Below are 14,319 nucleotides of genomic sequence, written 5' to 3'. Positions count from 1 at the left end.
TGTTTCGTTAGTCTTTCAATTTATCTATGCATGCAACAAGACTATCCCTCCAATATGGAATTTCTAAATTAAATGTGTCTTTAATTTTAGATTTATCCATTACGGAGAAAGCTGGTCTGATTGCCTTTGTTGGATATTTAGAACCTGGAATTGGGTTCGTTTTTACGGAAGTTTTACTTATCTCAAAAATAGCTTTCGCAAAATCGAACCAAGAGGTTACCCCCTCATTGCTGTAATGGTAAACACCATAAGCTTTATTATCAGAAGCGATGATGTCAAAAATGGCGTTAGCCAAATCGATTGCATATGTGGGTGTACCTACCTGATCGGCAATGATGTTTAATTCTTCACGCTCAGCACCGAGTTTTAACATCGTTTTCACAAAGTTATTTGCATATTCAGAGTAAAGCCAACTGGTGCGGATGATGATGTGCTCCTGCAAAATGTCTTCAACAGCCATTTCCCCATCCAATTTTGTTACACCGTACACGTTTATAGGCTTGGCAACATCATCCTCTCTTAAAAGTTTCACTTCATTTCCCTCAAAAACAAAATCTGTAGAGATATGAATTAATGTAGAAGAATTTGCTTTACAAGCCGTTGCTAAGTTGGCAGCGCCTGTTTCATTAACCGCTTTAGCTAAATCTACTTCGTCTTCAGCCTTATCAACAGCGGTATATGCTGCACAATTAATTACAAATGCAGGCTTTTCTTTTTCCAACAGCGAGTTTAGCAATTCTGGATGTAAAATATTCGCCTCCTGCTCTACAGGAAAAACGATTTCTTGAATGCCTCTTCTTTCCGCTACGGTTTTTAGGCATTGTCCTAATTGTCCGCCGGCACCAATTACTAGTATTTTGCTCATATTAAAGTGAAGAAAAAGAATTTAAAATTAAATCTTTCTCTGAGATTGCTTCTTTACCTGCCGGGATTAACCAATCGATATTTAAGTCAAGATCATTATACATCACACCAACTTCTGATGATTTATTATAGAAGTTATCACACTTATAAAAAAACTCTGCCGTTTCACTTAAAACAGAAAAACCGTGTAAAAAACCCCTTGGCACATACATCTGAAGCCTATTTTCTGCGCTTAACTTCACAGAAATGTGTTTTCCATACGTTGGCGATCCCGGGCGAATATCTACTGCAACATCTAAAACCTCACCTTTTAAAACGCGTACCAATTTAGCCTGTGCAAATTCGCCGCTTTGTGCATGCAATCCTCTAATCACTCCATAAGAAGAGAAAGATTGATTGTCTTGAACAAACCTACCCGATTGCCCGGTTTTTTCTTCAAAAGTATTAAGGTTAAAGCTTTCGAAAAAATATCCTCTCGGATCTTCAAAAACTCTTGGTTTGATAATGATACAGTCTTTTAGTCCCGTTTGCTCAATTTCCATTCTTAGTGATTGTATTGTTTTTCGTAATAAGATTGATAATTGCCTGATGTTACATTGGTTAACCAATCTTCATTTTGAAGATACCAATCGACTGTTTTAGCCAAACCTTCTTCAAATTGTAAACTCGGAACCCAATCCAATTGATTTTGGAGTTTAGTTGAATCAATCGCGTAACGCAAATCATGTCCAGCTCTATCCGTTACATAGGTAATTAATTTTGCCGATTCACCCGCTGCTCTGCCGAGTTTCTGATCCATAATCGAGCAAAGTAGATGGATTAAATCAATATTTTTCCACTCATTGTGGCCTCCAATATTGTAAGTATCACCGGTTTTTGCATTATGGAAAATTACATCAATTGCACGGGCATGGTCTTCTACCCATAACCAATCGCGAACATTTTCACCTTTACCATAAACCGGTACAGGTTTATTGTTTTTGATGTTATTAATGGCCAAAGGAATTAATTTTTCAGGGAAGTGGTGAGAACCATAATTGTTTGAACAATTGGAAATTACACAATCCAAACCATAAGTATCGTGATAAGCCCTTACAAAGTGATCGGAACTCGCCTTTGAAGCCGAATATGGGCTGTGTGGATCATAAGCGGTTGTTTCAGTAAACATGCCTTCTTCGCCCAACGCACCGTACACTTCATCGGTACTTACATGGTAAAATCTTTTTTTATCGTAATCGCCTTTCCAATATTCTCGGGCAGCGTTAAGAAGGTTTACCGTTCCAATTACATTGGTAATTACGAAAGCTGTTGGATCTGCAATGGAGCGATCCACATGACTTTCTGCTGCAAGGTGAATAACCGCATCAAATTTTTCGGCTTTGAACAGCTCATTCATTGCATTGGCATCTGCTATATCTTCTTTCACAAACCGATAATTTGGTTTGTTTTCAATGTCTGTCAAATTAGCTAGATTACCTGCATAAGTAAGTTTATCAAGATTTACAATCTCATATTGAGGGTAGTTCGTTACGAATCGACGTACTACGTGCGAACCGATAAAGCCAGCTCCACCGGTAATTAGAATTTTTTTCACAGTTAAAAATGATTTTCAGTCAGCTAAAATAAGATAGATAATACATATAAACAACTAATTAACCATAAACGAAGGCAATTTAATTTCATTTCAACTTCATATCTTCAGGATAATAGGGTTTTCTCCGTTCATTTTTTTGATGTTGCTGCATGAATCAAAAACATGGCTTCCACTAATTTTTCCAAAAGCTCAAATTGTATAAATATAAATTTCGTATCGTATTCATTGATGCTACTTCTTACGCTCAATGCAGAATAAAGCCACTCTTGCATGCCAAATCTTAAATCAATTATATTGGGTAGATTAAGCGTGGCCTTTAAATATTTTATTGGATTTTCTCTTTCAGCATCGTCTAAACAAGAAATCAAAGATTCTTCACTTTGTAAGTGTGGAATTAAATTTGCCTCCATAGCTGAGTTGCCATTTTGAGCAATTTGATATCCTGAGTTAAACAATTGAATCAATTGATTATGAAAAAATAGCAATTCGCTACCATTTTCATACTTTATGTTTTCTGTAAGTGCAGTTTTAAACCAGATTTTAAGCCATGATTTCACCTCAAGCAAATCATGGGCAGAAAAAAAATTCTTTAAAATCATCAATGGGTTAGCCTGCTCCTCTGTGTTCAGCAATAATGGGCAAGTGTATTCAAAGCCTATTTTTTCCCGGTTATCAGCCAATCTACTTAACTTTCTTTCATTTTTTATCCAATCCTCCAAATAATCTAACCTTTGAGAAAATGAGGTTGCTGATAAGTAGTTTTGATTTTCGTCTCCCGCTGAAGAGGCTAAATCCATATTTGAAGAATTTTCCATTGATAAATCTTTAGTATTTTAATATCTTGCACAACACTAAGCAAACATAATAAACAATAATCAGTTTAACTAATATTAATTAGTTAAACTGATTAAAATAAATCTAAATGACTGAAATTCAGAGACTAAAAATTATCATCGATAAGTTAAATTTCAAAACTCAAAAAGATTTTGCCCAAAGCTTAAATATACAACCAGGTTCTCTATCAGATATTTTAAGAGAAAGAGTCGGGGTTTCTACAGCAATAAAAGATAGGTTATTTTTAAAATTCAATGTTAATATTGATTGGTTGGAAAATGGGGTTGGAGAACCTTTTTTAAAAAAAGGACCAACTATCTCTGAAGCAAAGGAAGGTGTACCTTATTTCGATATTAGCCTTTCAGATACCGATACGCTTTTACTTGAAGAAGAACAAGCCGAATATTTCGTTAACTACAAGCCTTTTAACGATTGTACTGCTTATTTGCCCGTGTATGGTGATAGCATGTACCCTAAATATGCCTCTGGAGAAATTATTGCGGTTAGAGAGGTAACCAATTATGAAGTACTACAATGGGGCGAAGCATATGTTGTTATGACTAATGCAGACTCCAACAATATGAGAACGATTAAGTTAGTTCACCAACATCCTGATCAATCAAAACTTGTACTCCGCGCTTCCAATCCAAATTTTAAAGGGGAAACCATTATCGACAAAAAGAGCATCACTTCTTTATATATCATAAAGGGCAAAATAACCAGAAACTTAATTTAGTTTTGAATTTCGAACCCACGTTTTGATCGATAATAAATGTAGAACGCGTAGTTATACAGCAGGAACATCTTCAGTTACATAGCTTCAACGGAGCTTTCGAGCTCTTTGTACCATTCTTCACCATACTTACGAATTAATGGCGTTTTCAAAAAGCTATAAACGGGAACCTTTAGTTCCCTTCCAAAAGTGCATGCATCATGACAGATGTGCCAGCGGTCATAATTTAAAACCTCGAATTCTGGATATTTAGTAATTCGGATGGGATATAAATGGCAAGAAATTGGTTTCTGCCAATCTATAATTTTTTGTTCGTAGGCTTTTTCAATGGCACACTTAGTAATGCCGCCTTCGAAAAGCACATAAGCGCATTCTTTGTTCTTGTCAACACATGGGGTGGTCAAATCACCATCCAAATCGGTTACGTAAACACCCTGCTCTTCAATGGCCTTTATCCCCTTATCATTTAATAAGTGCTTAATTTTCGGATAAATTTCTTCCAATATCGCGGTTTCTTCTACATCCAATGGGGCACCAGAATCTCCTTCAACACAGCAAATGCCTTTACATTTGCTTAAGTTACATACAAAGTTCTCTTTTAAAACATCTTCGTGCACAAGCACCTGCTCAACTTCTATCATCATTATTCTTTTGCTAAAGCATACTTTAAACCATCTGCAGATTTCAGCTCCATGGTTACCGCGCCTACTAAAATCTCCACTTGCGCTTTTACTGGAACTCTATTTCCATCATCGGTTACCCATAAGTATAAACGGCTATCTTTCTTAAAAATCCGCCCGGGCTTGATGGATGGGCTAAACTTTAAGCACCTAATATTTCCAAGTTTACATTTAACGGTTTCTTTGCCCACATATTCAACTTCCAATGCCGAAATTTCATCCCCTAAAAAGTAGTTCAACTTGAACTTGTCTCCAACTTTAATCTTTGTGAGATCTAAACTTCTGGCAAAATAGTAGGCAGATACCAAATCGAAGGTTTGTGTAGTTGGGGTTGTAAATGTACCTCTGTTAGAAACTACCTTTCTACCGTCTTGGTTAAACCTTGCTTTATCTTGCCGTTTATAACTGGCTTCTCTTATATTCTCCTGATAAAAGTACGGGGTTAAATCAGTTTTGTCTATATAAGAATCGTAATGATCTCTTATTTTGTAAAATACATCAAATGTGCCTGATGTTTGAGCATCAACGGTTAGCTTATAGGTGGGTTTATTATCAAACTTTAAATCGGAATTGGTCACCTTTATGGTTGCTTCAGCGGCTGTAATAAATCCATATCTCAGCTTATAGCTTAAAACTTCTCCTTCCTGAAATACGGCTTCCTTTTTCAAGGGTAACTCTTGCGAAAAGCCTGGCATTGCACCTAACGCAAGAGCCAGAATAAAAAATAATGTTCTCATTTGCTTGTGTTTCTATTGTGTTGATCTATGTAAAACACCTAATCAATAGATTAATTTACAATAATCAGTACGAAAGATATGCAAAAAGCAAACCAATTTTAACTAATCTTTTCTTTTGTAAACTGGAACTGTAGAACAAGGCTCGCCAAACATAATGCTTTTAACAACTGGCGTAAGCAGATTAGTAATTTCTACATAAGCAGAAACAGGAATATCAATTTCTCCACAACCTTTAACTACAACACGTTCATTGGCATAAGTTGCCGAATCAATCTTGGAAATGGCCTTTGTAAACATAACTGCCTCCAGAATATCTAAACCGCCAAAAACGATTTCTTTTGCGAAAGGCTTCATCCTATTGGCCAATAGCATATATGCCCAGGTTGGAACAATTGCATCTGCAGAACAGATTATGGCTACGTTTTTATCTTGATATTGAGACCAATCGTGTGTTTTGATGAACTCTCTAAAATCCTTCTCCTTTAAAATTAAACCGTGGAAAAGATTATCCTTAATGTCATACAATACCCTTTCGCCTTGATCGTAATAATCTTCGAGATTTAATGTAATTAAACCGCTGCTCGCTACTTTATTGATGATATTCTCTTGAATGTCCATGGCTTGTTAAATAAAAAAACCGTTCCGGCTTAACGTCGGAACGGTTACAAAATTACGGAATTTCTAATTAATAGAATTTCACACGATTGTCTTTTATCGTCGCATTATCTTGTAAAGCTTGGAAAGCTGCTCCTAAAGAACGCTGACCTAAACTTAACATCATGCTTTCTTTCTGTTTAAACATGTTTGCAATGGGTGCAGGGTTACTGAAACCATCTACTGAAAACATATACACGCCACGCTCACCTTCAACTGGTGCAGAAACCTTACCTGGTTGAGATCCGAATACGCTTCCTACCAATTTGTTTTCTTGAGCTACTCCCGGAATGATCGGGTTGGCGAAAACAATATTTTGAACTGGATTAACTGGGCGACCAACTTTCGATGCAATCTGATTCAAGTCAGCTTTACCAGCTTTATCGAATTTTTCTTTCAACATTTTAGCTTTAACGGCATTGCGAACCATCGGCTCAATTTCTTTCTTCACCGCTTCTAATGGCAACGTACCTTTTGGTCTGATATCAGTGACATGTGCAATTACATATGCATTCGTCATGGTATAAATTTCTGGTAAAACGTCACCTTTATCACCTGCGTAAGCATCTTGAATTAATTTGCGTGGATTATCTAATCCAGGTGCGAAACCTTGGGTTGGGGCAATTTTATCTGCAACAGAAACGGTTAAACCTTTTTCTTTTGCATACTTGCTAAAATCTTTTCCTTTAACATCGTTTAGGAAATTGCTTGCTGCCTTATAAGCCGCGGCCTGTGTTTTACTACTTGCTGCCAATGTTTTTTCTACATAAGCCAACTTAGCCACCTTAGATGAGCCAATTTGCTTTTCGATTTTAATTACATGGTAACCAAACTGAGATTTAACTACTTTAATATCACCTGTTTTACCATTGAATGCTGCACTTTCAAATTCAGGCACCATTGCACCACGGCCAAATGTACCTAGGTCGCCGCCTTTATCTTTAGAGCCATCTACACTGTAGTTTTTAGCCAATTCTGCAAAGCTTGAACCTTTCAAAATTAAGCCTTTTAATGAATCGGCAAGTTTAACCGCTTTATCTTCTCCACCAACTTTAGCTGGATCAATTAAAATATGGCTTGCTTTAACTGAATCTGGTGAGAAACGCGTATCAATAACTTTAACTAATTTATATGAAGAGCCTGTTAACTTTGGTCCATAAAAGCTTCCTGCTGGTAAAGCGAAAACCGCTGAATCAATCGCTGGATCTAATTTACCTTTAGATAAATAAGTGTAAGGAATTTTTACATCAGAATTAATTGCTGCAAAAAGCGAATCGTTTGGAGCCACTTTAAAATTTGCTGCAATTTTATCAACCTGATTTTTAACTGCCAATGAATCTGCAGCGGTTGGGCTAATACTAAAAGTTACATAATCAAACGATCTTGTTTCTTGTGGATTATTGAAACGGGCTTTGTTTTGATCGTAATAGTCAGAATAATCTGCATCAGTTGGTTTAACTGAAGCATCAGGAATCGAGCTATAATCTAAGCTTACATATTTAAAGTTAGCCAATTTGTTGCGGTTATTGTATTCGTCTGTTGCTTCTAATGAAGTTACATAAACCGAATTACGAATTAAGTTGGAATACTTTTGTTGTAAGCTTTGGTTTTTAATTTCTTGCTGTAGTAAGTTAGATTGACTTACAGCTTGTGGCTCCTTAGATTTAAGGAAATTCATTAGCGTAACGCGATCTACCTGACCTGTTTGCGGATTTGAGAAATACTGTTTAATTAGTGGACTAGGATTTTGTCCTTGGAGTAGATCATATAATTCATCGTCAGAAACAGTTAGTCCTAAACGCTCATATTCTTTGTTCAACAATACACCTGCTAATTCTGCATTCCAGGCTTGATCTACAGCCATAGCAGTCATTTGTGCATTTGCACTTCCGCCATATTGTTGTTTAAATTGATTTAAATTCTGATCTACCTTTGGTCCAAACTCATCAATGCTGATGTCTTTCCCATCAACCGAACCTACTGTTTTTTGGTTTGCGGCCCAAAAAGGTTTACCCACGTTAATTGCATCACCTACTAAAAATGCAACAATTGCAAAACCGATTGCAAAGACTAATATATAGCCAGCACGGTTACGCAAAAATGTCATTAATCCCATATTGTACTTATAAATTTATTTAGTTCTTTTTTAAGAGGGCGCAAGATACAAATTTGCCTCAAAAAAGAAAACACAAAATTTTATTTATCAAGTGTTTAATTTTTAAGCAAATAGCTAAGCTGAAAAGGATAAAATAATGGAGCAATTAATTGATGATATGGTGTTCAAATCAAGCAAATTCCATCATTTAGGCTTTAAAAATCAACATTTAGGGTGCAATGTTGTCTTTCAAATTCACCTGCCCATTGCCATTATTAATTCTGTAGGTGCTAAAATCTTGCGGGGCTTGAAAATTTACACCCTCCACTATATTCCCATCTATGCTTTGTACCCGCACTTTTTGGTTGGAATAAAAGAGCTTTTTGGCTTCATCCCAAATCAATTCTTCTGATGAAAATGTATCACCCTTGTTATTTTTAACGATAACATTTTTCTGAAAGGTTGTTTTCAGTTCTTGATCTTTTCTAATCGCGTAATCTGAAATTAAAGTGCCATCAACAGAACCGTTTTGTGCGTTAAAGAAATCGATTTTAACGCCATTGGGCATTTCTTGTTCGGTTCCTCCGGTTGAAGGCGTAATTTTAATCATGATTGGGGCATTGCCTTTCGCCTTTACACGGGCAGAATCGCTGTAAATAATTTCAACGCCTCTCGTAGTATCGCGAGTAAGCGTAATTTTACCAGAAGCAACCGCATTTGCATTTTTCAGGTCGTCATCTCCACAGGAAGTCAAAAATAAAGACAAACCCAAAAATGCAACATATATAAATGCGCTGATTTTCATTAATCTACTCTATACTTACGGAACCAGGTATCGTTTAATGTAAAGCCTAAGTGGAAATTGATGTATTGTTCTTTAACCAAATTGTTGCTGAGCGTACCTCGTTGACCAACTTCTGTTGTGAAGTTAATTTTATAAAAGGCAGATCCTCCATTAGCAGATGGCAGGGGCAAACCAAAACCCAATGATGCACCCATTTGCTTAATATCTTGATTTCCGATTTTTATAAATGTTTTATCGTAGTTAAAACCAAGGCGATAATCGATACGCTTTAAATAGCTGTTGTATGATGAATAATCTGGAGTCCACTGACCACCAATTGAAGCACCCCAACTATCTTGCAAGCCTTGATTGACATTGTTGATGCTTACTGCCGACCATTTGCTCATTCTAAAATCAGCACCAACCATCCATTTGTCACTCTGTTGAATCGCAATACCGAAATTATGACTTAATGGAAGTTTTAAATTAGATTTTCCGTTATCTATTGCGCTCAAAGTATCAATTGCTGTGTTTTCATTGCCATTTGCATCATACGAATATTGGGTGGCGAAGAACGATTGCGATGATCTGATTTTACCCGACGAACTGCCTGAATAACCTAATGTTAGTAGTGTTTTAGCCCCAACATTAATGTCATATTGAACGCCGTAAGAATAATTTAAACCGCCTACACTATTTTTATTTTGCAATCTAGAATTTATAGATCCCAAACTCACATATTCTGTTGAGCGTGTGGTTTGTAGGTTTCCAAAAATGTACTCTAAGTTACCTCCGATTCTTAAGTGATCCCCAAAGCGATATCCGTACCCCAAATAAGCTTTTGATAAACCACCTTCGCCCTGATAGATTTGATCTACAGACATGGTATCAACCTTTACCGAATTTCTGTAACTATAACCAAGATCTGAATAGGGCAAAATACCAAAACTTAAAGCCGATCTTCTGGTTACTGGTGCAGCAAATGCCAAATGTCCAAACGTGGAGTTGAAGTTGTTTTCGCTGGCACTGCCTTTAGATAAGTTGGTTAAATTTGCACTCATGCCAATATCAATAGTTGTTAAATTGATTCCCGCGTAAGATGCTGGGTTTTGCATGTTGATGTAATTGAAACCAGATACTTTGTTTACTGCGGTGGAAATACCGCCCATTGCTCTAAGTTGAGGAAGTAAGGATCCCTTGATGTTTCCGAATCCATATCTCGAATAAGGTGATGAAGTGGTAACCTGCGCCTGAACACTTAAACCACAAACGAGAACGAGTATGGCTGTAATATAATTTATTCTTTTGTACATTTTAATCTGCAATAGCTTCATTTAATCCTTTTAATACTAAATAGGGATCTTTACTAATTTGAGGCGCAAAGATGCTGTTTTGTAATTGCTTATACAAAAAATTAGCATCGCCGCCAGTAATAATCACCTTTAAAGTGCTTTCTTTCTTATTATTTAAGGCAATAAAGCCTTCAATTTCATTTATAATTCCTTGCAGAACACCGTTCAATATGGCTGTCTGCGTATCCGTTCCTTGTGGGATTTCTGATTCTGCATCCCAATCTACCAATGGCAAACGCCCGGTAAATTCGTGCACAGCTTTAAATCGCATGGCAATACCAGGACTAATACTACCTCCGAAATACACACCTGGCTTGGTTAATAAATCGTACGTGATGCAAGTCCCTGCATCGATAACCAATATCGCTTCTTTTGGGAATAATGAATTTGCGCCCAAAATTGCCGCCCATCTATCTAATCCAAGGGTAGCGGGTGTTTTATATTTATTCTGCACACCATTTGTTAACAACGTCGAAAATCGTGTATAAGTTGTATGCTGTTTTAAGAAGTTTTCAAGCGATTCTACTTCTTGTTTTACAGTACTGATGACGGATTTGTTTGGCAAATAGGTTTCGATAAGCCGAGCTAAATCATTAACATCAATGGTATTTAATCGTTGGTAATGTACAATTTCAGAACCTGCAAAAATTGCAAGTTTTGTAGAAGAGTTGCCAATATCGATGCTTAGTTTATTCATTCAACACCTTTATTGTGAGGCTATAAATCTCATTAAAATCAATTGCAAATCTTTCGGAAACGCTATTAACCCAAACTTCATGGCACAAAGCTATTAATCTTTAGCAAGTTTCGTTCTAGTATTTTGTTAAAAAAGGTTAAACAAATAGAAAGTACTGAACTGATAGCACAAACAGCAGGAATAGTGTTTCATAAAACCAGCGCTTTTTTGCATTACTGAAGTAATACGCTAAAAGCACGGCTCCGGGCGGTACGCACAGCAGAAAATGCCAAACACTAAAGTTTGGTTTTAGGTAAAAACTTGCTCCAGCTACCAAAAACATAAAGAATAATAGCTGAAAACCTTTTCGGGTACTGATAAAGCTCCTAAAAAAATTCTCTCTGAGTTGCAACGAGGCTAGTATAATGATGATGAAAACGGGAATGAGCACTAAATAATCGTTGTAATTGATTTTGAAAACCGCTGGAAACTTATTTCCCAAGGGCTTCCAGATTTGATAAAAGGAGCTCAGGTTATTATTCCAATAATAAAATACCCCGATGAAAAAGAATATCGTAATGAAGCCAACCAAGCCCGCAATCCACTCTCTCCAATTAAATGAGCGGAACAACAGCAGGGCTAGAAAAATCATCACCAACATTGCCATAAATGGAAAATAGATTAAGGTGCCCAAGCCAATAATCATTCCGATGTCAAATACCGCAGTTATCGAGTTTGCACTTTTTGAGAGTTTTAAAAATTTGTCTATCACCCAAATTAGCAGGAAGTTAGCAATTAAAGCCGGACTTAAAACCATAAAATCCAGAAACAAACTTGTGCCAGCGATGTACATTAAGCCGGGTAAAAAAGTTGGTTTGGTTAAAAGATTATGATTATTAATAACCCTATTAAAAATTAAAGCCTGAATGTAAATTAGCACGGTGGCTATAAAAATATTGGTGGTTGAGCTGAAAGCATTCGAAAAATCTATGTTGAGTAATGGCCTTGCAAATGGCTCTAAAAAATCGAAATTCAAGTGCGCTGGGGCACGGTAAAATATCACTACACGCATAAAAAATGCATATGCAAGCAGAAATATAAGGTTAACTGGATTTAATTTTCTAAACTGATTAATCATTACTATTCATAGAGCAGGCAAAGTAAAGAAAATAATTTAAGAGTACGAGGAAAGCCATTGCTTGTCCTTACAAACAGATTGCAAATCCGTCTCAAATTACGAGATTGCAGAATTTACAATGTTCGAGACCTCAAGATGCTCTGATTGTAAATCTAGATCAAAAGCATCCCTTATATAGCTGGTTTCCTAGCATATTTTTTGACCATATCATCAATAATCTGAGCCGTTTCATCAGGGAAGTCGAAAGTATGTTCCTGGGGTTTTTCAACCCAATCTTTAATAATTGGAAGCCACTTTTTATTACTTCCCCAAATTACGGGTAAGCCGAATTGCTTTAAGGCATAAGCGTTACATTGTTGTTCGAATTGGAAACGCATAGGGGCAACCAATAATTTTTTGCCTAGATACAGAGCCTCAGCCGGTCCCTCAAATCCGCCACCGGTAAACAAGCCTTCGCAAGTTGATAAACTTAGGTTAAACTTCTCATTGTTAACAGGTTCAACAAGTACATTACCTTCTATGTAACTTTCTTTATTGTGTTTTGAAAAAACCTGCCACTGTACATTTGGAACTTGCGTAAGTATCTTTACCAATCTTTTATCATCTATAGCAGGAAGGTAAACGGTATAATGCCCCAAGTTTTTACTTTCCATTTGTCTAATTTCACTCCGAATAACTGGAGTGTGTATAAAACTATCGTAACGATCAAAATGAAAGCCAATATGGTGGGTGGTAGGTGCGTAATGACTTAAAATTACCTTTCCCCAATCGATGGTTTTCGGGCGAGGAACTTTTTTTGATTTGAATGCCGCTTGATGGCTCAGCGAAACACAAGGAATCCCCTGCAGCTTACATGCCCAAGCACTTACAGGCTCGAAATCATTTACAATTAAATCGTATTCTTTAAGCGGAAGCTGCTTCATGTCTTTCCGGAAGCGGAAAAGATTCATGCTTAGCCATGTTTTAAAATGATCTACCCCTCCCTTTTTGCCAAAAATAAAGCTGAAGCCATGCAGTTGATATTTTATCGGCTGACTTAATTTTACATCGGCCTGTGTTCCACTAATCAAAATATCAAGCTCGCCATATTTTTGAAGCAAAGGAATAATTTCCCTTGCCCTACTCACATGCCCATTGCCTGTGCCCTGTATTGCGTAAAGTATCTTCATTTGTGCCCGAATATCTAAAATTATTGGGCAATTTCATATTTAATATTTTGTAAAAGTAAATTTATATCGAGTTTACTTTTCAAATCCTCTGCATCAGATAAAATTCCATCGTCCACTTCATCCTTTACAAAATCTTTGTGTTCATATTTAAAAACAGTCCAGTTTTGATTGTGATACTCCAATGCCGTTAAACTTTCTACCCAATCGCCACTATTTAAATAGGTCACGGTTCCATCATTTGAACTAATTTCTCTTTTTTCAGCCTGATGAATGTGCCCACAAACTACAAATTGGTAACCCTTTTCTATGGCCAATTCTGCTGCAGTTTGTTCAAAACTGTTGATGAATTTAACCGCATCTTTAAATTTTGCCTTGATTTTTTTCGAGAAACTCATTTTCTCTCTCCCAGCAGCATGCAATACCCAATTTACAAAACTGTTGATCAGTATTAAAGTATCGTAGCCTACTGCACCCAGTTTGGCCAGCCATTTAGAATGTTGCATGGTTACATCGAAAACATCTCCATGAAAAAACCACGCCTTTTTACCGTCCAGTTCTAAAATCAATTTGTTTTGAAGGTGGAAAGAACCCATTTCCATGCCATCAAATTTTCTTAGCATTTCATCGTGGTTTCCGGTTAGATAATGAACCTCAACACCCTCTGAAACGAATTTCATCAACTTACGGATCACTTTCATATGCGATTCGGGCCAATAACTTTTGCTAAACTGCCAGATGTCAATAATATCACCATTTAAGATGAGCATCTTTGGCTTAATGCTCTTTAAATATTTTAAAAGTTCTTTTGCATGGCATCCGTAGGTACCCAAATGCACGTCGGAAATTACGACTACATCAACATTTCTTTTATCCATAACGAAAAATTTTAGGGGGAGAGCACTTGATACCGCTTGAATAAAGCAGTTCAAAAAGATGAGCAATGTATCACATTTCTTCTTCCTCATCGACGGTTAAATCGAACGGGCTAAAGAAATACAGAACAATAACT

The 14,319-nt window shown here is 36.6% G+C and carries 15 protein-coding genes; 1 reads left to right on the top strand and 14 read right to left on the bottom strand.

Features of this window, described 5'->3' with window-relative positions; all coding sequences use genetic code 11:
- Positions 1-7: 7 nt before the first annotated feature.
- The 4 genes from rfbD to DHW03_RS11445 all read right to left on the bottom strand — a co-directional run bounded on the left by rfbD (position 8) and on the right by DHW03_RS11445 (position 3,273).
- Positions 8-865: a dTDP-4-dehydrorhamnose reductase gene (rfbD, locus tag DHW03_RS11460; protein ID WP_109925919.1), complete on the bottom strand. Its 858-nt coding sequence runs from the start codon at positions 863-865 to the stop codon at positions 8-10.
- Position 866: 1 nt separating this feature from the next.
- Entirely contained in the window at positions 867-1,406 is a 540-nt protein-coding gene (rfbC, locus tag DHW03_RS11455; protein ID WP_109925918.1) for a dTDP-4-dehydrorhamnose 3,5-epimerase, read from the bottom strand.
- A 2-nt stretch (positions 1,407-1,408) separates the two neighbouring features.
- The gene (gene rfbB, locus DHW03_RS11450) at positions 1,409-2,458 is read right to left on the bottom strand and encodes a dTDP-glucose 4,6-dehydratase (protein ID WP_109925917.1); all 1,050 of its coding nucleotides are present in this window, start codon (positions 2,456-2,458) and stop codon (positions 1,409-1,411) included.
- Between the two features lie 128 nt (positions 2,459-2,586).
- Positions 2,587-3,273 carry a hypothetical protein gene (locus DHW03_RS11445; protein ID WP_109925916.1) on the bottom strand — a complete coding sequence of 229 codons (687 nt, stop codon included), beginning with the start codon at positions 3,271-3,273 and terminating at the stop codon, positions 2,587-2,589.
- A gap of 107 nt (positions 3,274-3,380) precedes the next feature.
- Between DHW03_RS11445 and DHW03_RS11440 the strand changes: the two genes are divergently transcribed.
- A complete protein-coding gene (locus DHW03_RS11440; RefSeq protein ID WP_109925915.1) occupies positions 3,381-4,028 on the top strand; it encodes a LexA family transcriptional regulator in 648 nt (215 codons plus the stop codon).
- 74 nt (positions 4,029-4,102) lie between these two features.
- Here the strand turns inward: DHW03_RS11440 and DHW03_RS11435 are convergent, their stop codons facing one another.
- The 10 genes from DHW03_RS11435 to DHW03_RS11390 form a co-directional block, all read right to left on the bottom strand.
- Positions 4,103-4,666 carry a DUF3109 family protein gene (locus tag DHW03_RS11435; RefSeq protein ID WP_109926037.1) on the bottom strand — a complete coding sequence of 188 codons (564 nt, stop codon included), beginning with the start codon at positions 4,664-4,666 and terminating at the stop codon, positions 4,103-4,105.
- 2 nt (positions 4,667-4,668) lie between these two features.
- Positions 4,669-5,442, bottom strand: coding sequence for a DUF3108 domain-containing protein (locus DHW03_RS11430; RefSeq protein ID WP_109925914.1), 774 nt, complete (start codon positions 5,440-5,442; stop codon positions 4,669-4,671).
- A 102-nt stretch (positions 5,443-5,544) separates the two neighbouring features.
- A complete protein-coding gene (locus tag DHW03_RS11425) occupies positions 5,545-6,060 on the bottom strand; it encodes a DUF2480 family protein (RefSeq protein ID WP_109925913.1) in 516 nt (171 codons plus the stop codon).
- Positions 6,061-6,127: 67 nt separating this feature from the next.
- Positions 6,128-8,212: a peptidylprolyl isomerase gene (locus DHW03_RS11420; RefSeq protein WP_109925912.1), complete on the bottom strand. Its 2,085-nt coding sequence runs from the start codon at positions 8,210-8,212 to the stop codon at positions 6,128-6,130.
- Between the two features lie 208 nt (positions 8,213-8,420).
- A complete protein-coding gene (locus DHW03_RS11415) occupies positions 8,421-8,996 on the bottom strand; it encodes an LptA/OstA family protein (protein WP_109925911.1) in 576 nt (191 codons plus the stop codon).
- A complete protein-coding gene (locus tag DHW03_RS11410; RefSeq protein ID WP_240618519.1) occupies positions 8,996-10,288 on the bottom strand; it encodes an OmpP1/FadL family transporter in 1,293 nt (430 codons plus the stop codon). Before DHW03_RS11410 ends, DHW03_RS11415 begins: the two co-directional genes overlap by 1 nt.
- Position 10,289: 1 nt before the next feature.
- Positions 10,290-11,024 carry a type III pantothenate kinase gene (locus tag DHW03_RS11405; RefSeq protein ID WP_109925909.1) on the bottom strand — a complete coding sequence of 245 codons (735 nt, stop codon included), beginning with the start codon at positions 11,022-11,024 and terminating at the stop codon, positions 10,290-10,292.
- A gap of 136 nt (positions 11,025-11,160) precedes the next feature.
- Positions 11,161-12,141, bottom strand: coding sequence for a DUF6427 family protein (locus tag DHW03_RS11400; protein ID WP_109925908.1), 981 nt, complete (start codon positions 12,139-12,141; stop codon positions 11,161-11,163).
- Between the two features lie 170 nt (positions 12,142-12,311).
- Positions 12,312-13,310 carry a glycosyltransferase family protein gene (locus DHW03_RS11395; RefSeq protein WP_109925907.1) on the bottom strand — a complete coding sequence of 333 codons (999 nt, stop codon included), beginning with the start codon at positions 13,308-13,310 and terminating at the stop codon, positions 12,312-12,314.
- A 20-nt stretch (positions 13,311-13,330) separates the two neighbouring features.
- The gene (locus DHW03_RS11390) at positions 13,331-14,185 is read right to left on the bottom strand and encodes a UDP-2,3-diacylglucosamine diphosphatase (protein ID WP_109925906.1); all 855 of its coding nucleotides are present in this window, start codon (positions 14,183-14,185) and stop codon (positions 13,331-13,333) included.
- Between the last annotated feature and the right edge of the window lie 134 nt (positions 14,186-14,319).

This window comes from Pedobacter yonginensis (assembly GCF_003173595.1).
In the GTDB taxonomy this organism is placed as follows: domain Bacteria; phylum Bacteroidota; class Bacteroidia; order Sphingobacteriales; family Sphingobacteriaceae; genus Pedobacter; species Pedobacter yonginense.
This window is presented reverse-complemented; position numbering and strand designations above follow the sequence as displayed.

Excerpts from the sequence above, each read along its gene's own strand:
- DHW03_RS11445 (WP_109925916.1), bottom strand. The coding sequence starts at position 3,273 with ATGGAAAATTCTTCAAATATGGATTTAGCCTCTTCAGCGGGAGACGAA.
- DHW03_RS11425 (WP_109925913.1), bottom strand. The coding sequence starts at position 6,060 with ATGGACATTCAAGAGAATATCATCAATAAAGTAGCGAGCAGCGGTTTA.
- DHW03_RS11415 (WP_109925911.1), bottom strand. The coding sequence starts at position 8,996 with ATGAAAATCAGCGCATTTATATATGTTGCATTTTTGGGTTTGTCTTTA.
- DHW03_RS11400 (WP_109925908.1), bottom strand. The coding sequence starts at position 12,141 with ATGATTAATCAGTTTAGAAAATTAAATCCAGTTAACCTTATATTTCTG.
- DHW03_RS11390 (WP_109925906.1), bottom strand. The coding sequence starts at position 14,185 with ATGGATAAAAGAAATGTTGATGTAGTCGTAATTTCCGACGTGCATTTG.
- DHW03_RS11405 (WP_109925909.1), bottom strand. The coding sequence starts at position 11,024 with ATGAATAAACTAAGCATCGATATTGGCAACTCTTCTACAAAACTTGCA.
- DHW03_RS11435 (WP_109926037.1), bottom strand. The coding sequence starts at position 4,666 with ATGATAGAAGTTGAGCAGGTGCTTGTGCACGAAGATGTTTTAAAAGAG.
- rfbD (WP_109925919.1), bottom strand. The coding sequence starts at position 865 with ATGAGCAAAATACTAGTAATTGGTGCCGGCGGACAATTAGGACAATGC.
- rfbC (WP_109925918.1), bottom strand. The coding sequence starts at position 1,406 with ATGGAAATTGAGCAAACGGGACTAAAAGACTGTATCATTATCAAACCA.
- DHW03_RS11430 (WP_109925914.1), bottom strand. The coding sequence starts at position 5,442 with ATGAGAACATTATTTTTTATTCTGGCTCTTGCGTTAGGTGCAATGCCA.
- DHW03_RS11410 (WP_240618519.1), bottom strand. The coding sequence starts at position 10,288 with ATGTACAAAAGAATAAATTATATTACAGCCATACTCGTTCTCGTTTGT.
- DHW03_RS11440 (WP_109925915.1), top strand. The coding sequence starts at position 3,381 with ATGACTGAAATTCAGAGACTAAAAATTATCATCGATAAGTTAAATTTC.
- DHW03_RS11420 (WP_109925912.1), bottom strand. The coding sequence starts at position 8,212 with ATGGGATTAATGACATTTTTGCGTAACCGTGCTGGCTATATATTAGTC.
- DHW03_RS11395 (WP_109925907.1), bottom strand. The coding sequence starts at position 13,310 with ATGAAGATACTTTACGCAATACAGGGCACAGGCAATGGGCATGTGAGT.